The 20,779-nt window shown below is 37.0% G+C and carries 21 protein-coding genes, 1 pseudogene and 2 riboswitches; of the genes and pseudogenes, 11 read left to right on the top strand and 11 right to left on the bottom strand.

All coding sequences use genetic code 11. The annotated features are described in order from the left end of the window. Nucleotides 1-45 precede the first annotated feature (45 nt). Nucleotides 46-1,005, bottom strand: a complete 960-nt coding sequence (locus tag NSQ95_RS01310; protein ID WP_340886549.1) for a D-glycerate dehydrogenase — start codon at nt 1,003-1,005, stop codon at nt 46-48. A gap of 154 nt (nt 1,006-1,159) precedes the next feature. After that, a riboswitch (TPP riboswitch) is annotated at nt 1,160-1,268 on the top strand. 75 nt (nt 1,269-1,343) lie between these two features. On the opposite strand from NSQ95_RS01310, the gene NSQ95_RS01305 reads away from it, so the two are divergent. From NSQ95_RS01305 to NSQ95_RS01290, 4 genes are read left to right on the top strand one after another with little or no spacing between them, the layout of a single operon-like run. Next, a complete protein-coding gene (locus NSQ95_RS01305; RefSeq protein WP_340886547.1) occupies nt 1,344-1,934 on the top strand; it encodes a YkoF family thiamine/hydroxymethylpyrimidine-binding protein in 591 nt (196 codons plus the stop codon). Next, nucleotides 1,927-2,508 (top strand): ECF transporter S component, encoded by a 582-nt coding sequence (locus NSQ95_RS01300; protein ID WP_340886545.1) that lies wholly within the window; start codon nt 1,927-1,929, stop codon nt 2,506-2,508. The genes NSQ95_RS01305 and NSQ95_RS01300 overlap by 8 nt, the downstream gene beginning before the upstream one ends. Next, nucleotides 2,501-3,865, top strand: a complete 1,365-nt coding sequence (locus NSQ95_RS01295; protein WP_340886542.1) for an ABC transporter ATP-binding protein — start codon at nt 2,501-2,503, stop codon at nt 3,863-3,865. The genes NSQ95_RS01300 and NSQ95_RS01295 overlap by 8 nt, the downstream gene beginning before the upstream one ends. Further along, on the top strand, nt 3,855-4,610 hold the full coding sequence (locus NSQ95_RS01290; protein ID WP_340886540.1) for an energy-coupling factor transporter transmembrane component T: 756 nt from the start codon (nt 3,855-3,857) through the stop codon (nt 4,608-4,610). The genes NSQ95_RS01295 and NSQ95_RS01290 overlap by 11 nt, the downstream gene beginning before the upstream one ends. Nucleotides 4,611-4,653: 43 nt before the next feature. Here the strand turns inward: NSQ95_RS01290 and NSQ95_RS01285 are convergent, their stop codons facing one another. The 3 genes from NSQ95_RS01285 to NSQ95_RS01275 are packed head-to-tail and all read right to left on the bottom strand — an operon-like array spanning nt 4,654 to nt 6,492. After that, nucleotides 4,654-5,952: a serine hydrolase gene (locus NSQ95_RS01285; protein ID WP_342560145.1), complete on the bottom strand. Its 1,299-nt coding sequence runs from the start codon at nt 5,950-5,952 to the stop codon at nt 4,654-4,656. A 9-nt stretch (nt 5,953-5,961) separates the two neighbouring features. Further along, nucleotides 5,962-6,267 carry a hypothetical protein gene (locus tag NSQ95_RS01280; protein WP_340886534.1) on the bottom strand — a complete coding sequence of 102 codons (306 nt, stop codon included), beginning with the start codon at nt 6,265-6,267 and terminating at the stop codon, nt 5,962-5,964. A gap of 3 nt (nt 6,268-6,270) precedes the next feature. Further along, complete coding sequence (locus NSQ95_RS01275) at nt 6,271-6,492, bottom strand: helix-turn-helix transcriptional regulator (RefSeq protein ID WP_340886532.1); 222 nt, start codon at nt 6,490-6,492, stop codon at nt 6,271-6,273. A gap of 139 nt (nt 6,493-6,631) precedes the next feature. Between NSQ95_RS01275 and NSQ95_RS01270 the strand changes: the two genes are divergently transcribed. Continuing rightward, nucleotides 6,632-7,132, top strand: coding sequence for a DUF1697 domain-containing protein (locus NSQ95_RS01270; protein WP_340886530.1), 501 nt, complete (start codon nt 6,632-6,634; stop codon nt 7,130-7,132). A 105-nt stretch (nt 7,133-7,237) separates the two neighbouring features. Then, nucleotides 7,238-7,606: a VOC family protein gene (locus tag NSQ95_RS01265; protein ID WP_340886527.1), complete on the top strand. Its 369-nt coding sequence runs from the start codon at nt 7,238-7,240 to the stop codon at nt 7,604-7,606. A gap of 63 nt (nt 7,607-7,669) precedes the next feature. On the opposite strand, the gene NSQ95_RS01260 is transcribed toward NSQ95_RS01265, so the two are convergent. Continuing rightward, nucleotides 7,670-10,756 carry an efflux RND transporter permease subunit gene (locus NSQ95_RS01260; protein ID WP_340886525.1) on the bottom strand — a complete coding sequence of 1,029 codons (3,087 nt, stop codon included), beginning with the start codon at nt 10,754-10,756 and terminating at the stop codon, nt 7,670-7,672. A 96-nt stretch (nt 10,757-10,852) separates the two neighbouring features. Between NSQ95_RS01260 and NSQ95_RS01255 the strand changes: the two genes are divergently transcribed. Beyond that, nucleotides 10,853-11,686 carry a TetR/AcrR family transcriptional regulator gene (locus NSQ95_RS01255; RefSeq protein WP_342560144.1) on the top strand — a complete coding sequence of 278 codons (834 nt, stop codon included), beginning with the start codon at nt 10,853-10,855 and terminating at the stop codon, nt 11,684-11,686. A gap of 76 nt (nt 11,687-11,762) precedes the next feature. Here NSQ95_RS01255 and NSQ95_RS01250 read toward each other — a convergent pair whose 3' ends face one another. From NSQ95_RS01250 to NSQ95_RS01240, 3 genes are all read right to left on the bottom strand, one after another. Next, nucleotides 11,763-12,113: a DUF4260 domain-containing protein gene (locus tag NSQ95_RS01250; RefSeq protein WP_340886520.1), complete on the bottom strand. Its 351-nt coding sequence runs from the start codon at nt 12,111-12,113 to the stop codon at nt 11,763-11,765. Between the two features lie 199 nt (nt 12,114-12,312). Then, the gene (locus tag NSQ95_RS01245; protein WP_340886517.1) at nt 12,313-12,753 is read right to left on the bottom strand and encodes a hypothetical protein; all 441 of its coding nucleotides are present in this window, start codon (nt 12,751-12,753) and stop codon (nt 12,313-12,315) included. 19 nt (nt 12,754-12,772) lie between these two features. After that, entirely contained in the window at nt 12,773-13,306 is a 534-nt protein-coding gene (locus tag NSQ95_RS01240; protein WP_340886516.1) for a dihydrofolate reductase family protein, read from the bottom strand. Nucleotides 13,307-13,559: 253 nt separating this feature from the next. Between NSQ95_RS01240 and NSQ95_RS01235 the strand changes: the two are divergent. Both NSQ95_RS01235 and NSQ95_RS01230 read left to right on the top strand, forming a co-directional pair. Further along, nucleotides 13,560-13,983: pseudogene (locus tag NSQ95_RS01235) on the top strand (carboxymuconolactone decarboxylase family protein). Nucleotides 13,984-14,109: 126 nt separating this feature from the next. Continuing rightward, nucleotides 14,110-14,958, top strand: coding sequence for a methyl-accepting chemotaxis protein (locus NSQ95_RS01230; RefSeq protein WP_340886514.1), 849 nt, complete (start codon nt 14,110-14,112; stop codon nt 14,956-14,958). A 629-nt stretch (nt 14,959-15,587) separates the two neighbouring features. Here the strand turns inward: NSQ95_RS01230 and NSQ95_RS01225 are convergent. Genes NSQ95_RS01225 through NSQ95_RS01215 form a run of 3 tightly spaced genes read right to left on the bottom strand, consistent with a single transcriptional unit; the run spans nt 15,588 to nt 19,253 of the window. Next, the gene (locus tag NSQ95_RS01225; protein ID WP_340886512.1) at nt 15,588-16,619 is read right to left on the bottom strand and encodes a ribonucleotide-diphosphate reductase subunit beta; all 1,032 of its coding nucleotides are present in this window, start codon (nt 16,617-16,619) and stop codon (nt 15,588-15,590) included. Continuing rightward, nucleotides 16,561-17,034, bottom strand: a complete 474-nt coding sequence (locus NSQ95_RS01220; RefSeq protein WP_342560143.1) for a flavodoxin — start codon at nt 17,032-17,034, stop codon at nt 16,561-16,563. The genes NSQ95_RS01225 and NSQ95_RS01220 overlap by 59 nt, the downstream gene beginning before the upstream one ends. Then, entirely contained in the window at nt 17,034-19,253 is a 2,220-nt protein-coding gene (locus NSQ95_RS01215) for a ribonucleoside-diphosphate reductase subunit alpha (protein ID WP_340886959.1), read from the bottom strand. The genes NSQ95_RS01220 and NSQ95_RS01215 overlap by 1 nt, the downstream gene beginning before the upstream one ends. Before the next feature lie 164 nt (nt 19,254-19,417). Next, nucleotides 19,418-19,597: riboswitch (cobalamin riboswitch) on the bottom strand. 203 nt (nt 19,598-19,800) lie between these two features. Between NSQ95_RS01215 and NSQ95_RS01210 the strand changes: the two genes are divergently transcribed. Both NSQ95_RS01210 and NSQ95_RS01205 read left to right on the top strand, forming a co-directional pair. Next, the gene (locus NSQ95_RS01210; protein ID WP_342560142.1) at nt 19,801-20,325 is read left to right on the top strand and encodes a DUF2569 domain-containing protein; all 525 of its coding nucleotides are present in this window, start codon (nt 19,801-19,803) and stop codon (nt 20,323-20,325) included. Between the two features lie 24 nt (nt 20,326-20,349). Continuing rightward, nucleotides 20,350-20,745 (top strand): DUF2569 family protein, encoded by a 396-nt coding sequence (locus tag NSQ95_RS01205; RefSeq protein ID WP_342560141.1) that lies wholly within the window; start codon nt 20,350-20,352, stop codon nt 20,743-20,745. Nucleotides 20,746-20,779 lie beyond the last annotated feature (34 nt).

Here is a 20,779-nt window from a genome sequence, read left to right as displayed (position 1 = left end):
CCTAAAAAAAGCCATGAACGCTATGTTCATGGCTTCTCTTACACTTTAAACCACTCTGTTTTCTGGTACCCGTTCCTCTAAAGCATCTTCAATGGCCGTAGCATTTATTTGCATCATAGCAAGTCTTGTATAAATACTGGCACTACCGATGTGGGGTAGGACAGTCACGTTAGGTAAAGTTAATAGTGGATGATCTAATGGAACTGGCTCCGTTTCAAAAACGTCTAGACCCGCAGCCCAAATGCTTTTGTTGACTAGGGCATCATAAAGAGCCTGCTCATCAACTATTCCTCCTCGTGCCACATTAATAAGAGCTGAGGTTTCCTTCATCATTTCCAGTTCTTTTTTCCCAATTAAGCCTCTAGTTTCTGGAGTGAGAGGAGTCAATATGACAACAAAATCTGACTCCTTTAGTAGTGTCTCAAGCTCCACATATGTAAAGTTATACTGTTGCTCAGATTCTAATTTTCTTGTTCGATTATGGTATAAGACCTTCATATCAAACCCTTTTGCACGGCGTGCAACCGCTTCACCGATTCTCCCCATGCCTATAATTCCTAAGGTTGATCCAAAAACGTCCATGCCAGTCAGTTGCATCGGCGTCCAAGACTTCCATTTCCCTGCACGAATATCCTGCTCCGCTTCTGTAATACGACGGGCAGTTGCTAGTAATAAGGCAAATGTTAAATCTGCTGTAGTTTCCGTTAATACACCAGGCGTATTGGTTACAATAATCCCTTTTTCTTTTGCAGCCTCGATATCAATGTTATTATAGCCGACCGCAAGATTAGATATAATTCTTAGATTTGGTAGGCTTTCTATCAGTTCCCGGTCCACTTTATCCGAGAGAACGGTCCACAAAGCATTACAATCCTTTGCCTCTTTTTTAATATCCTCGTACTTCATTGGAATTTCTTCGCTATGCCACATAATGACTTCAAATTTTTCTCTTAGTGGTTGTACAATCTCTTCCGGTAACTTTCTAGTAATAAAAATTTTATACATCCAATTCCCCCCTAATGATTTTCTGATAATTTAAGCATCGCTGATTTGAGAAAAGAATTCAACTGTATTTACAATAATATTTTTATACGCTATACTGTGGTCACATAAAAAAACAGATTGTGTAAATCTTACATAATTGGAAAACTACATACCGTTTCTGCACTAGGGGTGCCCACTTTGGCTGTGATGAGAGCTTTTTAAGCTCCGATCCCTTATTACTCGATCAGGATAATACCTGCGTGAGGAAGTGCGGTGACTTTCCTTTTTTTCATAAGGTTAGTGGCTGCATCTTCACGGATGTAGCTTTTTTTTATGAAAAATTTTAAGGAGGGTTTTGAATGGAATGTGGTTTAAGTCCAATTGTAGGGTTTCGTTTCTCCCTACATCCAATGAGCAATGAGTTTATCAGTATTATTAAGGGGGCGTTACAGGATACAGACACATCGAATGTGTGGATGCATACGGATGACGTATCGACTGTGATCAGGGGAAAACAAGCTCATGTATTCAATGTGGCAAAATCAATAGCTTTAAATGCAGCTAAAACTGGGGTACATGTGGCTCTCTCAGGAACATTTTCAGCGGGCTGTCCAGGTGACACAGCAGCTGACGTTTATTTAGAAAGAGGAGATGAAGTTGCTAATATGGATGCAACTAAACAATATGTGTCCTCTCAATTTGCCTTATATCCAATGAACAATCCAAACTACATGGATGTTATCTACAAAGAGATTCAGCATGCGAAAGACGCTGATATATTCAATGAGTCCATGCATTATGCAAGCGGGATTCACGGGGATATCCATGATGTATTTGCCTTCTACGAATCTACCTTTAGCAGAGCCAGATCAGAGGAGCACAAGCATTTAGTAATGACTTTATCGATGAGCATTAACAGTCCTTCTCATGGAGATAATCTTCATGCTTAAAACATGGAAGCTAAAAGAGATTATTTTAATGTCTATCTTTGCAGTAGTATTTGGGATTGTGTATTTACTATTCCTTCATGTCGGAAATATTTGGTCAGGGTTTATTGGCCCAATCGCATATGAATGGATTTTTGGAGTATGGTTTATCGTTTCTATCATCTGTATGTATATTATTCGCAAACCAGGAGCTGCTGTAATCTCTGAAACTATTGCAGCCGCAATAGAGGTGCTTTTAGGTAATGCAGTGGGACCACGACTTATCCTTTCGGGTGTCATTCAAGGATTGGGTGCAGAGGCAGTATTCGCAGCTACCGGCTATAAACGATTTGATCTTTGGGTATTAATGCTTGCTGGTGCAGGATCTGCAGTGTTTAGCTTTGTATACGGATATTTTTTAGGAGGGTTTACCGTTTATACTACTGGATATGTCCTTTTTATGCTTGTCGTACGGATCTTTAGTGGGACGTTAATTGCTGGTGTAGGAGGCAAAGCCATAGCTGATGGTTTGCTTGCAACAGGTTCGTTAAGAGGATATTCTATCTCACGATCTAAAAAAGGTGATGCACGTGTCTAATGTTATCCGTCTCGAAAATGTTTCTTTTTCATTTCCTGATGAAGAGATTCCTGTATTATCAAATTTTTCGATGTCTATTGAACAAGGAGAGCGCGTTGTAATCACTGGTCCAAGCGGCTGCGGGAAAAGTACATTGCTATATTTGTGCAACCGCCTCTACCCTGACAATTGCGATGGAATAGTTTCTGGGAAAATAGAGCTATTTGGGAAGGAAAGCGATTCTTATCGACCAGGCGAGGTCAATCATCGTATCGCTACCGTCTTTCAGGATCCGGAGGCGCAGTTTTGTATGCCAACCGTTGAGGAGGAGCTTGCCTTTACTTTAGAGAATTTACTCGTGGCGCGAGAGGACATGGATTCAAGAATTTCAGAAGTATTGGAGGCAACCAGGTTAACCGCTTATCGACATTCCATCATTCAGTCACTTTCTGGAGGAATGAAACAAAGAGTCGCCACGGCTTGTGCGCTCATTATGAAGCCAGAGGTTTTATTGTTAGATGAGCCGATCACACACTTAGATCCCTATACTGCAAAGCAATATATTGAATGGTTGGATACACTGCAGCAAAGCTCTGGATTAACGATATTAGCAATTGAACACAAGCTAGACCTTTGGGAAGACTTCTTTCATCGTCGAATTAGATTAAAGGAAGACAGAAATTCGCTTATAAACGATGTTAAACGGGATAACAGGGTCCAACAGGAACTATCCCTACAAGTGGAAGGAGTTAGCACCACTAGTTTTCTTCAACCAAGCTCGTTTTCTTTAAACAAAGGAGAGGTCGCAGTATTAGCAGGACCTAATGGCAGTGGAAAATCCACCTTATTAAAAGCACTGTCCGGGATCCTGGCAGCTGAAGGCAAGGTCCAGCCCAGCTTGTTAGGCTATGTACCACAGTCACCAGAATTTTTGTTTGTTACAGGAAGAGTAAAAGAGGAGGTCTCTTTTGGCGGTGGATCAAACACAGAAGAATTGCTGGAACGACTTGATTTATCTAGCATCTCAGAGGCCCATCCATTTTCTATCAGCCATGGACAAAAACGTCGCCTAGCTATAGCCGTTATGCTTTGCCAGAACCGTAAAGTGATTTTGATGGATGAACCAACTTCTGGTCAGGACTCTGCTAATCTGACAGAACTTTTAAAAGTCGTAGATGAGCGCTCTAGGGCAGGTACTACTTTTCTAATCGTTACCCACGATATGGAATTTGCGTATAAGGTAGCTGATTCCATCTTATTGATGAGGAACGGAGGGGTGACAGGGAAATATAGTTCGACTAGCTTCTGGGATAAGAAAGATTTAATGCTAGAACATCAATTACTTCCTCCTAAGCGAGGTCCTGTCTATGCGTACTAGCCTTCATAGGATGAATCCGTCCATTAAGTTTGTGATCGTAATGATTTGCATGCTTTCACTAGCATTCTTTTTCGATCCATGGACACCACTAGTTTTTTGGTTCAGCATTATTGTGATTCAAATATTCTTAAGCAATATCTCCTGGAAAAACTGGGCCTTACTGATGCTCCCTTTCGTAATCGCAGCTTTTGGTTACCTTTGGACCACTCTTCTATTTGCAGAGAGCGGGTCTGGAACTGTTCTTTGGTCCATCGGTTCTGTCGATATAACGGAAAGCCAATTGAACCATGCCTTATCCTTAAGCTTTCGGGTGTTGGCCTTTTCTAGTCTGAGCCTTTTATTTGCTCTAACAACCGACCCAATTATATTTATACGGAGTCTAATGCAGCAGTTGAAGCTGTCTCCTAAAATTGCTTATGGTATTATGGTTGGTTATCAATTTTTACCGCTTTTAAAGGACGAGTTTATACAAGTTCAACAAGTACAGAAACTGAGAGGACTAAGCGACGACTCCAATGTTTTTAAAAGACTGATTGGTTTACGTCGCGTATTGATTCCTATGCTTTCTGGGGCTGTTCGTAAGGCTGAAAGAGTGGCGTTCGCAATGGAAGCAAGAGGCTTTACGGGAGATCCTAGAAAAGTTTTTTATCATGAAGTGCCTATTGAAAAGAAGGATTTTATACTAGTGTTCTTGTTTATTTGTGTTTTACTAATTAGTTGTAGCACTAGTATGTGGCTACCGTAAAGAAAAAGAGTGTCTCCAGACTTGGATGACACTCTTCTTTCATTTATGGCAACTCGCTTTCCACTAACTCTATATAGTCCTGGTCATCTATTAATTTAAATAGGAAGTGATCTATACTTTTTTGCATAGAAAGGCTTTGTAACAACGATAAATCATCTAGCATGATTACCATCTCCATCCGTTCCCCTTGCTTTGTCTCAACATAAATAACTTGATTTAAAACAAAGGCTGTCGAACCTCCCTTGGCACCGATATGATTAAACTTTTCCTGATTGCTTTCATAGGCGAGAGGCCACTCCAATATATCTCTTAAAGTACTAGTGACAATTGATGAAAATTCATTGTTCGATATACGAGAAACAATTTCTCCGTAGGCCTCTGCAGAAGCTCCAGTCAACCGATCTGACCATATGCGTTGAATGTCCATAGAAATATCAGAAACATCCGTTACTGCGAATTGTTTAGATTTTAACAGTTGACTGACTTCTATAGCTAATGAACGATATTCCTCCATGGACATATTATTCAATCTATTTATTAATGGCTTTTTGCTTAGATTTTCCTTTTCCTTAAGGTAACTGGATATACCTAAAGCGCCTATAATCGGATAGATTTCTTCATGATTCTCAATATCCAACACTTCCAGCCTATTGTTAATTGCGTCTAGCCCGAGCAGTTCCATGAGATATTCCGTGTTAGCGTTCGAGCTATACTGAATCATCCCTTTAGCAACCTCCTGCAGTGTTGGCGGTCTTGTTTCTAAGCTATCTAACCAAGCTTCATGGGCACCCCCATCGGTTTTTGGAATGTAATAAACATCTAAATCCTCTAAACCTATTATAGTTGTAGGATCAACCTTTCCCTCTTCTACTTGGAAGGCATATTCCATCGCAACCACAATTTTTACGACACTAGCGAGGGGCCTGGCCTCCTCTACATTGTAACTAATGAGGACATTTCCATCCTTTGAAAAATACAGAGATGAAGTATCGGGATATTCTATTAGATGCTCTAAAACAGTATTAGACTCAGGACTTCCCAAAATATCGTTTAATAGCCAAAATAGTACTCCCCCTATAACAACAAAAATGGAAGCATATATGATTAACCTTTTTTTCGTATAGGTTTTTTTGTCCAAGAAAATTCCAAGAATAATAAGGAGGAAAATTCCTATCCATATATTAAAACTATAAAATAAATGTGCAAAGATAATCGCCAACAATACTACCATATTTATAATAATCGATGTAATTTTCCATTTACCTATGTTTTTTGCATCCTTTAGAGGAAGTAGGGTGAAGAACGCATAAATTCCAATACCAATCCACGTATAAATGCTCATCTTATCCTCCTAATACTTTCTTTTTAAAACGATTATGTTAATGGCGTGCCAAATCATTAATCCCGTCAGTAGAAACCATATTGCTAGCTTGTATGATTCATAGCCTATTTCGCTTATATATGAGTCATATAGCTCAATCAGGAACCATCCAAAGGGTGCAAACGGAAATATGATGCTGTAGGATTTGTGAGCGATTGCGTTACCTCTCTCATCTTTTCCTTCACTACTCCATTCAAATTTGAAGCTTATATAGCAAGCAACAAAAAAGATAACTACATAAACAAGCCTTAATATACCAAATACAACCTCCGTCACTTTCTATTCCCCCTCTTTCTTATATTGAAATACATCCGTTAAATCCACTTCAAATAGCAATGCAATGTCAAATGCTAGCTTTAACGATGGATTGTACTTGTTCTTCTCTAGCGAAATGATTGTTTGCCGGCTCACTCCCAATAAATCAGCAACTTCTTTCTGGGAAAGACCCTTTTCAGCTCTTAATACTAAAATTCTATTGGTTATATGTCTCTTACTTTCCATGTTCTGTCACCTCACACAAATTGTAATATATTTTTTACTTAAAGTAAACTATTTTTTACATATTGTTAGAATTATATTACATATTCCACTAATCAGAAAATATATGTATGATTAATGTAAAAATAGTGGAGGTCGTAACATGTCGTCAGTAGCTCTATTAAGAGGGATCAACTTAGGAAAGCTCAACAAAGTAGATATGAAATCGCTAAAGCTTCTTTTTGAAGAGTTAGGCTTTCAAAATGTGCGTACATATATTCAAACGGGAAATGTTATTTTTGATAGTGGAGGTTGCAGCGAGGAAACACTGGAAGAAGCATTAAGGAATGACTATGGATTCGAAATACCTGTTGTAGTGAGACCAAAAGCAGAATTAGAAGAAATACATAATCACCCACTTTTCTTGAATGACCAAACCTTCGTCATGTTCCTACAAAAGGACGTTACAAATGATCAGCTTGCTATATTAAAAGGAACTGTAGAGGACGATTTTATTGTCCTACATAATCGAAACTTGATCATCCACCATACTAAAAACTATCATCAAACTAAATATACAAATACCTTTTTTGAAAAGAAGCTTCAAATGGTCTCAACAGCTAGAAATAAAAATACCGTAAATAAAATATTGGAGCGAATGTAACCTTTTTAACATAAGAATTACTTATCCCTTTTCATGATTTATATAAATTTTTATTATCAAAAAATTCCATTTATAATTAAGTTAATTCATAAGGGGGTATGGACCATGTCATTTACATTTAAAAGAATTGATCACATTCAATTAGCTGCTCCAAAGGACTGTGAGGAAGAGGCACGCAGCTTCTTTACGGGAATATTAGGATTGCGGGAAATAGAAAAACCACCTCTTCTAAAAAAGAAGGGTGGCGTATGGTTCGAGCTTGGAAGCTATCAAATTCATATCGGGGTTGAAGAGCCTTTCTCTCCAGCCAAGAAGGCACACCCAGCTTTTGAAGTTGAAAGCCTTGAAGCTCTAAAAATGCATTTAACCGAACAACAAGTAAGCTTTAAAGTAGATACAGAACTTCCAGGGGCTAAGCGCATATATATTAACGATCCATTTGGTAATCGTATCGAGATATTAGAATGGATTTAAGAAAAGGATAATCTAAGTTGCAAAAAAGCGCCTGTGAGAATCAATCCCACAGGCGCTTTTTGTTTAATTATCTTGTACTTCGTTACGTTTTTTCTTAAATAGCTTCGATAGAACCTCGTAAACGATTGGAACGATGATTAATGTTAGTAGCGTAGAACTTGCTAGACCACCAATAACCGTGATACCTAATCCTTTAGAAATTAAACCACCGCCGCCTGATCCAACTGCAAGTGGTGCGAGTGCTCCAATGGTTGCAATAGCAGTCATCAGAATAGGACGTAAGCGAGTTGCACCAGCTTCAAGAATTGCTTCACGCATATTCATACCTTCGCGCTCCATATGAATGATTCGGTCCACTAATACAATGGCATTCGTGACAACGATACCAATCAACATGAGAAGCCCCATCATAACAGATACGGAAATTGTTTCGTTTGCAATCCATAGACCTGCAAATGAACCGATTACTGCAAATGGTAATGAGAATAGGATAGCTAATGGTGCTATACCTTCACCAAATGTTACTACTAATATAAAGTAAACAATCGCAATTGCTGCAAGCATTGCTACTCCAAGCTGAGTGAATGTTTCATTCATATCTGCAGTTACACCGGCAACACCAACTGTAACGCCTTTAGGTAAATCTAGCTTTTCAATAGCTTTGTCAACATCTGCTGAAGCTTTTGAAATATCATCATCTTGAATTGTAGCGGATACAGAAGCATAGTATTCACCCTTACTACGAGCAAGCGTATTTAGAGCGTAACCCTCTTCTACTGTTACTAATTCAGACAATGGCATTGTAGTTCCCATTGCTGTCGGTACTTCTCTAGCTAAAATATCATCAATCGATTTAGGTGTTGCTGTTTGTTCTTGCTGTACGATAACCTCTAAATCATTTCCTTCTTTTTCAACTGTCGTTAATACTTCCTCCGTAGTGGAAGGACTCAACATCCCAACGATTTGACCAGTTGTTAAACCGTACTGCAATAATTCATCTTGAGCTACTTGGAATGTATACTCTACATAGCTGTCTTCAGCACTCGAAGAAACATCTTCTAATCCTTTTGTTTCTCCCATTACTTCTTCAACCATTGCAACAGCTTCGTTCAACTTATCTAAATCTTCACTATAGAATGTATAGCTAATTTCATTTGTCGACATGGACATACTTGAGAAGTTTTGGCTCTTCCATTCGCCAGTTTGACCAATGTTGAACACATAATCCTCGATTTCCTCACGAGCACCTGGGAAGTCTTCCATATCCTCGTCAAAGATCAAGTACATTAATGCGCCGCCTGAACCTCCGCCCATCATTGCCGTCATGTCATTTGCGCCGTCACCGTTTATGGATACTTGAGTAATATCAATATCCTTACGTTTAAGCATCTCTTCTTCAACTTTAGTAACGTTTGCCAATGTGTCTTCTTTTAGCTCACCAGCTTTTGGAGTGTAAGTTAAATACATTACTTTTTCTTCTTCACTACCCAAGAAACTGAAACCAATTAACGGTGTAAGCATCAAGCTTCCTACTAGCAATGCAACCGATACAAGGGAAGTAATAATTTTGTGGTTTAATGTCCACTCTAGAGCTTTTTTATAGCTACCAGCTAACTTACCTTGCTCTTTATGATTACTTTCTGTTTTTTCAGCGTACAATTTCTTCTTAAATAAGAAGTGTGACATTGCAGGTACAATTGTAATTGCTACTAATAGAGATGCACCAAGAGCAAATGTCATTGTTAGTGCGAATGGCATGAACAATTCTCCAACCATACCACCTACAAAGATTAATGGAGCAAATACTGCTACCGTTACCAATGTAGAAGAAAGGATCGGTTTGAACATTTCAATCGTTGCTTCACGAACAAGGGCACGGCCAGTTAATGGTTCCCCTTTTAAGTGAAGGCGTCTATAAATGTTCTCTACTACAACAATCGAGTCATCAATTACACGTCCAATTGCTACGGTAACGGCTCCAAGTGTCATAATATTTAACGTAATATCTAACCAATTTAATAGCAGTAATGCCATAAAAATAGAAACCGGTATAGAAACAATAGAAATAATTGTAGATTTAAAATCACGTAAGAACAATAGAATAATCAACACGGCGATTAATCCACCAAACAATGCTTTCTCAACCATTGTAAATACTGAATCTTCAATAGGAGCACCTTGGTCTAAGGAAACGTCAATCACTAAACCATCAATGTTCTTTTCTTCGTCTGCGATTAAATCTTTCACTGCATTTACTACTGTTACAGTGTTAGCATCTGGATTTTTTATAATTTGGATTGCAATTGCATCTTTCCCATTTGTACGGGAAACCGATTCTACTTTACCAACCACTTCAATAGAAGCAATATCTCCAAGTTTTACAAAAGGAGATGGGTTTGTAGCAGAAGGTGTAACAGGGATAAGCATTTCTTTCAGTTCGTCGGCTGTCATGAACTTACCGTCAACCGCTACTGCCTGCTCGCCTTCTTCAAATTCAAACAATCCTAAGGATACTGCCATATCACTTGCTTGGATCATTTGTTTCACTGTATCTTGAGTTACATCTAGTTCGGCCATTTTTGCTTCGTCATATGTAAGCTCTACTTCTTCAATATGCTGGCCTGTTATAGTAGCAGAACCAACACCATCTATTTTCTCAATTTTCGGTAGTAAAATTTCTTCTACTGTCGATGTTAGCTCTACGATATCTTCTTCTGTGCTACTTACGCTTAGGGCTGCTACCGGCATCATATTCATGCTTATTGCCGTAATAGTTGGCTCCATTGCTCCTTCAGGTAAGGTTATGTTATCTAAAGAAGACTCCAATGCGCGTTTTGCTTCATCCATGTCTGTGCCATATTCATACTCTACTTGAATATTAGACATACTCGAATAGGAATTGGAATATACCGATTTAACATCCTCTAATCCTTCTAACGCTTTCTCAAAAGGCATCGAAATATCTTCCATAACTTTTTCAGGAGTCGCACCTGGATAAACATCCATCACCATTAAGAATGGAATCGAGATATCTGGAATGGTCTCCATCTTCATTCTTGTACCTGAATAAATACCGGAAACAGTAATGATAATAGTTAATAACCATACCGCTAACTTATTTTTCAGTACAAAATTTACTAAACCTTTCACACTTGCACCTACCCTCATTTGACTTATCAAACTCATTTACTTATAATAATGACTAATTGGTCATTTGTCAACAATAACCATTGGGAGCGATAAGATATGGTAAAGAAACAATTAATAATGGATAAAGCATTAGAACTTTTTGCAAAGCAAGGTTTTGAAGCTACATCAGTCCAACAAATCACTGACCATTGCGGTATATCTAAAGGTGCTTTCTACCTTTCCTATAAATCCAAAGATGAGCTCATTACTTCTTTGGTAGATTGCTTTATGAAGCAGATTATTTCAGAAATTGACTACTCGGTCAAAGAATGTTCACATTCTGATGAAATGCTATATACCTTTTTCTACACTGCCAACAAGGCATTTCAAGAAAACTCTACTTTTGCTAAAATCTTCTTCAAGGAACAGACACATACGGTAAACGATGATTTATTAAAAAAACTAACTTATTATGACAATCTATTAAATGAAATCATTCTTTATATGGTAGACAAGTTAGATTTAACTTATGAAGAAACAAAATATGACTTACTTATTTGTATAAAAGGTTTTATGAAAATATATATCGATCTCTATCTATTCTTTGAATTACCAATCGATATTGACACGCTAACTAAGTCGCTCGTTGAAAAAACGAAAGTATTGGCAAAGCACTCAACCATCCCTTTAATCTCAGCAGATAGTGCTCAAATTATGCAAAAGGTTATAAAAGAGAACACGGATAAAGACAAGCAAATACTGGAGTTAATCAGTCAGATTCTATTAGAAATAGAAGAGCCAATTGAAAAGGAAACGCTTCAAATTCTAAAAAATCATCTCCTAACCGAAACTCCGAGTCTCGCACTTATAAAAGGTCTTTTAGAGAATATTAAAAACCATCCTCAATGCAAGTGGGTTTCCTACTTAATTAGAGAACAGTATAAGCTTTAAAGAAAAAGCGTCTAACCAGTTGTGTGACTGATTAGACGCTTTTTCTATGATTAATTATAAAAAACTAACTTTAATTTTAAAGCCTTTGCATATGAGTTTCTTTAAAAGATTCTTGGTACTTTAATCCAAAGCCAAAAAGTCTATCCATAAAAATATGGGCTACCCAAATGATAGAAATTATAAGCAAATAATCTTTTAAAAAGTAGAAGTAACCTAATGTTAAAAGTATAGGAAAAATAAAACTGTGACCAACATTATAAATGGTCGCACCTATTTTATTATTAATTGTATAACCGATCATCGTAATATCAGGAACGAATAATAGTAAAAAAAACATCCAGATTGGAAAGTCCAGCTGCATATAAATAAAAAAGGAAATCCCGAAAGCTAATCCGTTTTCGAGGTGAATTATATGATTGACCTTCACTTCAACACCCTTTCTATCCTTAGAATTCGTCTTATCTTTCTTTCCTGATCAGCTATTTTGAATGAGGTCAAAACATACTTTTTATTAGAATGTTCTTTATTGAAGGAAGCTGGTGATAATCTTGGTTTTTCAATTTTAGCTGCCTCTGATATTCCAAAAATATATTCAGCATGTTTCCTTCCATTTCTCAAGAATATAACTAATCCCAACAATTAAAAATAACCTCTCCATTATTATTCGGACGCCAATACTTCACATTTTTTAATTCATCCTCTGATAAATCATGAGCGTTAGGATTAAACGGATCATTTAAAAAAGCTGCTTCTAAAACTGTATAAAATGGACTCAGCTCAGTGGATAAATTATCATACTCTATAAATTGTAGCTGGAGTTCATTTTCATATAATACAATGGCTGCATATGGAAAATATTGATGCAGTAGAATCGACACCACTTTTTTATCTACCTCAATGTCCATACGAAAATAATTCAATGGGTAGCTAGGTGAAAAAAAACCAATTATTTTACCATTAGTCTTTCTAGCAATTTCGTATCCTAACTTTTTAAATAGGTCTCCATCCATCTCTTTCATTTCAATTGTACTATTTGCTAAGCCGGTAATATTCATTGGTAGCCTCATTTTATTCTCCTTATCTTATTTACTTTTTAACAATGTAATGTAGTTCTACAAACTGGTTGAAGGTTCTAGTCCCTTTCAATATAAGGTCTAACTGATAATCTCCTTTATTGAATAACGGAATACCTTTTCCGATTATAGTCGGAGCAACAGTTAAAATAATTTCATCCACTAGTTTTTCTTTTAGAAAGTTTTGTAATAATTCGCCTCCACCGACAAGCCAAATGTTACTTCCTTCGCTACTTTTTAGTTCGCCGGTTAATTGCACTATGTTACCATTCGTAAACTGAACATCTTCGGTATCTTCCATAGTTAATCTTGTAAATACGTAACATTCTTTATTTTTATATGGAAATTCTCCTGATTCATGCTTTATTATCCAGTCATATGTTTTTTTACCCATTAAAACGGTATCTACCGTCTCATAAAACTCTGATATTCCATTATCACCCTCACCCTCTACATTAAATAGCCACTCTAAAGAATCATCTTCCGTAGCTATATATCCGTCTAAGCTAGCAGCAATATATAAAATCAAGTTTCGTTTATTATTCATTTGTATCTCCTTTTGTGATCTGTTTTCATTCAGTATATTTTAATTTTTGGCTATGTTAAACGTAAAGCTGATAGAAGTATACATAAAAAACGAGCTAGGATGTTTTCTACTGGCTCATTTACTTTGATATTATTTTTTACTGAAGCACGTGTTAGCTAAATAAGCATCTTCTCTTTTATTACACATTATCTACTTACTGCGAAGCAACCCTAATTACTCTTTACAGTTGGATTTCATCTTGAATAAATACGATATGATGGAAATGGAGAAATATACGAAAACTACAGCTATCGAACGAAAACTTCGTGAGCTAATTAAAATTCGTGCTTCTCAAATTAACGGATGTGCATTTTGTTTGAGTATGCATACAACCGATGCCCCAAAAATGGGTAAAACCGAACAGCGACTTTACTGTGTCAATGCATAGAAAGAGTGAATTCTACACTGAAGCAGAAAAAGTTGCTTAAGAATTGACAGAGCACGTGACATTAATCCCAATGAAACGTGTTCCAGACGAACTTTATCAGCGAACTCGAGAACATTATGACCAGAAACAATATGTAGGTCTTGTTCTAATTTTCAATCAAATCAACAGTTGGAACACAATTTGTATTTATTATAAAGAGAAAAATATTAGGAATAAGACGATTAATTATAATAAAGCTTATATCCCCTAATTTAGTAGAAAATTTATAACGATAATAGTAATGGAGCACCAAAAAATATTATTTAGCAGACAATTTTAATTACTAGTGATAAGATAAATTAAAATCCATCTTTTAGTAGAAAAGGAAAAATAGAAAATGACTAATATTAAAATTTTAAATTCGAATTCAGCCATTCATCCAAATCTACAAAACTATTTAGAAATCTTACCTATATTCCACTCGATGTTACCAGACATAGCTATTGGATTAACAAATACGCAAGAATGGATTGCTTATCATCCTGGGCGTAAAATAGATATAGGAGCAAGAGCTGGTACTAAAATCAATCCACGCGAACCATTAGCAGATTGTATTAAAAACATGATAGTAATAAGCGAAGAAGTTCCATCCGAATTCTTTGGAATTCCGTTTACTGGATCAGCTGCACCTATTGTAGATAATGGTCAGGTCATTGGAGCATTAGCCATTCAATTACAAAAACAAAACGAAAAACAACTTAGAACCATTTCAGAGCAGATTGAACAATCACTTGAACAAGCTAATAATCGTGTTGTATCTATAACAGATGGCTCGGAAGGTCTCTCGAAAATAAGTAATGTATTGTTAGAAAAGTCCAATCGTGCTTCGGAAGAAGTGAATAATACGGATGAAGTACTAAATTTCATTAAGAGAGTCGCTAATCAAACAAATCTTTTAGGGTTAAATGCTGCTATTGAAGCAGCAAGGGCTGGTGATAAAGGTCTTGGCTTCACAGTAGTCGCTAATGAAATAAGAAAACTTTCTTTAGAAACAGTTTCTTCCACAGAAAAAATAAGACAAACATTAACTAACATCCAAGAGTCTGTGAATGAGATTACAGCTTCCATACAAGAGGTTGTTATTGTTGGACAAGACCAGGTATCCTCTACTGAAGAAATCTCTAACATCATTACCAAAATTCACTCGATGAGTAAAGAGTTAAACAAGTATGCTTCCGAATTATAAAAATAAAGAACGTATTTAAATAGAACCTCCTGACATTAATCGTTTTGATTTAGTCAGGAGGTTCTTATTTGATAATCCAACAACTCATAATAGTTTGTGTGACTGTTGTTTTTAAACACTTTCCAATGAATGCTTCCTCGTCTTCGACTTTTGTTCTTTTTATATCAAACTCTTCTGGTAAAAAAAACAAAGAAATTTCACTATTTCATCCCAAAAATACTGTAAAAAATCCAAATCGTCTTTACTAATAGTCTTTGAATAAAGACTTCTACCATTATTCCACCAAAGGATTGTGCATCTCTTATTCCCATAATTTTTTTCAATCTGGTCGAATAAACTTACCAACAAGGATTTATTTGGATTACCATTTGAGAAATTAATCCATTAAAATCTGTAAATTTGCTTTTAGTCTGATACTTTGGTCTAACGTAATTATGTCTAAAAAGCCTTCCCACGAATTTGTCATATTTTCACCCATCTCCACTTCAAGAAAAATCAACCTAAGCCTTTAACATAGCCTGATTTTGTTAGATTCCAACTAAATATCCATCTATTAAAAAAAATGCCATGAACACGAAGTTCATGGCATTGCTAAGATTATAATTTTATCAGACTAGATCTCTTTTCTACTAAAGATCATCAAAGCCATTATCAATTGCATTCACCTTTACATATTGGCGAGACTTTTGTTCGAAGAAGTCTGTTTTAGTGCCATCTATATTATCTGCATATGCTCGAATCCATTTCATCGGGTTTTCCACATACTCAGGGTAGATTTCATTTAAACCGATGAGACGTAGCATTTTATTGGCACGGTATTTAATATACCCTTGCATATCTTCTATATCGATTCCATCGATATCATGTAGCACATAATTGGACCATTCTATTTCTAGTTGGACAGATTCTTTAAATTGCTCATAGACCCACCCTATAAATTCATCGTTATTTAGCTCTGGATTTTCAGCTAGCGTTGCTCTGAATAGCTCTGATATAAACCGGCCATGCTCTAGCTCATCTCGGTTGATGTAGCTAATCATCGTAGAAGTACCTACCATTTTGTTATAACGAGCAAGATTATAAAAGAAGGCAAAGCCAGAGTAGAAAAATAGTCCTTCTAATAACGTTGTATAAGTTAGCGTCTTTAATATGTTTTCCGTCGTTGGATTCTCTACAAATTCATTGTAGTACTTGGCAATGTTTTGATTGCGCTTAATTAGCACTTCATCCGTTCTACCAAAATCAAATGCCTTGTTTTGCTTATCCAGCGATACAATGGATGATAAAACATAGGAATAGCTTTCATTATGTACGGCTTCTTGCTGTGCAATGACCGCCATAATGGATTGTACCGATGGATCTGTTGCATATAGCGAAAGCAATAGAGCTGTACGAGTTTGAGGTGCATCTAATGTCGCTAGCAGTCCAATAATTTTTAAGTAAGCATCCTGCTCCGATTCACTCAAGCTACCAAATTGCTTTATGTCATTAGACATATTTATTTCATCCGCTTGCCAGTAGTTCCCTAGCAGACGTTTGTACATCTTATGCCAATGTGGATACGCAATATCATTCCAATTCAGTATACCGCTTGATTGCCCATTAAATATTCCTGTTGATTTGTTTGGATTTCTTGGTTCTAATGTTTTTGCCTTTTGCATGATTTAAAACTCCCTCTAGCCATTTAGTGACAATTTTCTCTTGGCTTCCTCTTGGTGACTGTTCAATTTTTAAGCCTTGGAAAGGACTGTTACAATAGCAAACTAGTTTATCCACTGCCCCGCAAAATAGCTCGTCTCCACCAAATTGAGTATCGCCAGAGCCAAATATATAACTATTTTCTGGTCGATATCCTAAGTCTCTTAAAAAATCCTTCATTTCATCTGGAATACCCCCCTGATCCCAGGTGAAAGTCCCTATAAATACTAAGTCATACAGCTGCAGGTCTGGTAAGTCTCCTATATCGATGCAATAGGTATCCACCTGATAATGGAAGGTCACCAGCTGATTTTGTAAAAGCTCTGCTATTTCTTCTGTATTTCCGCTATAGCTCACATAACATATAATTGCCTTCATCAGCTCGAACAGGACTCACATTCGATAAGTTCTACCGAGGTGGAACGTACGTAATAAGTCGTTTTTAGCCCACTTTTCCAAGCTTCTAAATGTAACGAAAGTAATTCCTTTGCCTTTATCGTGTTTTGTACATATAAATTTAAGGAGACCCCCTGGTCAATATGTCGCTGACGTGCGGCGTTTTGCTTCACCGTCCAATGCTGATCAATGAAATAAGCAGACTTATAAAACCACGTAGTCTCTGAATTTAAATCTGGCACTGTAACAGGAATTTTATAATCCTTCTTCTCTTCTGCATAAGACTTCTGGAAAATCGGATCAATACTAGCAGTACTTCCCGCTAAAATAGAAGTCGATGAATTAGGAGCAACTGCCATTAAATAACCATTTCTAAGACCTACTTCTGCGACCTTTCTGCGAAGCTTATTCCATTCGTCTCCTTCATACTGACGCTTTTCAAAATAAGCACCTGTTTGCCATTCCGAACCTTCGAATAAAGGATAAGCTCCCTTTTCCTTAGCAAGACTTGAGGATGCCTGAATAGTTAAATATGCAATTCTTTCGTATAATTTATCCGCAAGTTCAACCGCTTCCTCTGACTCCCAACGAATCTGCTTAAGTGCGAGCAAATGATGCCATCCAAATGTACCAAGACCAATACCTCGATACCTTGCATTTGTGCGCTCTGCCTGGGGCACAGGAATCATATTTAAATCGATTACATTATCTAGCATGCGTACTTGAATGTTTATCAGTCTTTCTAATACATTTGCTGGTACAGCCTTTCCTAAGTTAATAGAGGATAAGTTACAAACAACAAAGTCCCCAGGTTTTCTGCGTGTGACAATAACATCATCCTCTAACTGGATCGATTCAAAAGTTGTTGCGCTCTGGTTTTGAAAAATTTCTGTGCAGAGGTTACTACTATAGACCATTCCTTCATGCTTATTTGGGTTGCTCCGATTTACTTCATCTCGGTAAAACATATATGGCACCCCTGTCTCTAACTGAGACCTCATAATTCTTTTCATCAAGTCGATTGCTTGTACAGTTTCTCGCGATAGGCGTTGGTCATTCACACATTCCTCGTATTTTTCTCGGAATGATCCTTCTCCTCGTTTCTCATCGTAGAAATCCTCCAAAGAATAACCCATTACCTGACGAACCTCATGCGGATCAAACAAATGCCATTCTTCTCTTGCATCAACCCTCTCCATGAATAAATCCGGCAAGCATATACCTGTGAAAATATCATGCGCTCGAAGGCGATCATCTCCATTGTTTAGGCGTAAGTCTAAAAAAGTAAAAATATCCTTATGCCAAGCATCCAAGTAAACAGCTACTGCTCCTTGTCGTTGGCCAAGCTGATCGACGCTGACTGCCGTATTATTTAACTGTTTAATCCAAGGTAGAACTCCACTAGATGCTCCCACGAATCCTCGAATAGAAGAGCCACGGCTACGCACCTTCCCCATATATACACCGATACCCCCTCCAAATTTAGATAGAGTAGCTACGTCTGTATTACTGTCGTAAATACCTTGCAGACTATCATCTACAGTGTCAATAAAGCAGCTAGAGAGCTGTCCATGCGGCTTCCCAGCATTAGATAAAGTTGGAGTTGCAACCGTCATATATAAATTGCTCATCGCCCAATAAGCTTCTTTTATTTTTTCAAGACGGTTTACTTTTTCGTCCTTCATAAGTGTCATAGCTATAACAAGCCAGCGTTCTTGTGGCAACTCTACAATATTCTTATTAAAATCCTTCGCTACATAGCGATCTAAAAGAGTTTTTAAGGCTATATAGGTAAATAGGAAATCTCTTTTTGCGACAAGGAGATTTCCTAGCTGCTCTAACTCCTCATTCGAATAACTTTCCATAATAGAGGGATTATATATTCCCTTTTTAGCAAGGATCCGTACGTTCTCTGCAAATTTTGTATAGACGGCATCTGCGGTTGTGTTTCTGCGTTCGGCTTGCTGTGAATAGACTTCTGCTAAATATATTCTTGAGGCTACAAATGTCCAAAATGGCTCCTGTTCATCTAAAAAGCTTAGTGCATCTAGAGACATAGCTTTAGACCAAGCAGCAATTGTGCCTTCCGGGTGTTTTTGTAACCACTTGTGATGCGACTTAACTAAGGGCGCTATCTTTTCTTCTCCAAATTCTACTATTAACTGCTGTAATACCTGCTGTTTTTCTGTATTCGTAATAATTGCCAATTCAAATTCCTCCCTATTTTTTATATACAAAAAAAGCGATGCCTCCAGCCTCTTCGGCTGAGTCATCGCTCATGATTTTAAAGTAGGAAACAACAAGACATATCGTTCGTTTTAAGATAGAGTCTCTCGCCCCCACCTCTCAACCCCCGAAGAAAGTGTTGCTTCACCGATAAAAAGGCAGGTCTACTGGCTCGTGTTTCTCCCTTCTGCTGGCCTTCCCACGAAATATCGCAGTGGCATATTCAACAGTCGTCTACACTTACAGTTGCGGGGACAGCTTCGGTCTTTCACCGAATTCCCTTTTAAACCATAACGGTACCTTTTCATCGTATAAATACTATATATTGTGTTTTGATTACTTATATACCCTAACATATTGTGTTTAAACTTGTACATAGGTAAAAAGACTATGAGTTAGGTCTTACATCTTATTTTCAGAATAACTCTGTCACAAAATTGCGAATCCAATATTTTCTGTATATTATAATTATAGCGACCTATAAAAATGGTAAAATATCTTAATTTTAGGAGAGTGTTAAATATGATTGCAAGCAATTCCGCGAGGTCGACCTCTAAGGACTTATTACCCCAAGGACCAGTTGGTATTGGTGGCTGGCTGATACTTCCACTTATCGGACTTATTACCACACCCTTTGTTACTTTTGCATATCTGGTGACCGATGTTTTCCCATTTTTAACAGCTGAAAGTTGGGAGAGTATAACTAGTAGGAGTGGAGAGTATTACCACCCTTTATTTGGCCCAATTGTAATAATAGATCTCATCATTTACCTTGCTCAAAATTCTTTAGTTATCGTATTACTCATTCTTTTCTTTAAAAACAAAACCATTTTCCCTAGAGTAATGATCACCTATCTTACCACAATACTAATATTAGATATTCTCATAGGCTATATAAATTTGCAAATCGTAGAGAGTGTGTTTGAACCCGATCCTTTAACGTCCCAGCACTATATGTTTAATGTAATACGGGCTATGGTAAGTACCTCGATTTGGATTACTTATTTTAGTAAATCCAAGAGAGTAAAGAATACATTTGTAAAGTAAACATACGATAGGAGGTAGTTCTCAATGACTGTTACTAATGTATCTATACAACCACATAATGGACCCTCAGGAATTAATGGTTGGCTAATTCTGCCCTTGATCGGTTTGCTATTTGCACCATTTCACTATTTACTTAGATTTTTCAGCCACGTAATAACCTACCTTACGAATAACATTTGGGTGACGATGATTGAATTAGATGTATCTAAAGGACAGCAAATCTTCATAAGTGTAACCATAGTAGTCTACTCCCTTATTTTACTTTTAACAGCAGTCATCTCAACCATCCTTATTTTTCACTTTTTCAAGAAAAAAAGGACATTACCAAAGAATATGATTCTTTATTATATTGCCACAGCTGCGTGTAAAATTGTTTTCGGCTTTGCATTGTTTACATATCAAATCTATTATATGGAGTGAATCATGAGGAACGGTTTGAATTTGCTGCTGTCTC

The organism is Psychrobacillus sp. FSL W7-1457, assembly GCF_038593405.1.
In the GTDB taxonomy this organism is placed as follows: Bacteria; Bacillota; Bacilli; order Bacillales_A; family Planococcaceae; genus Psychrobacillus.
This window is presented reverse-complemented; position numbering and strand designations above follow the sequence as displayed.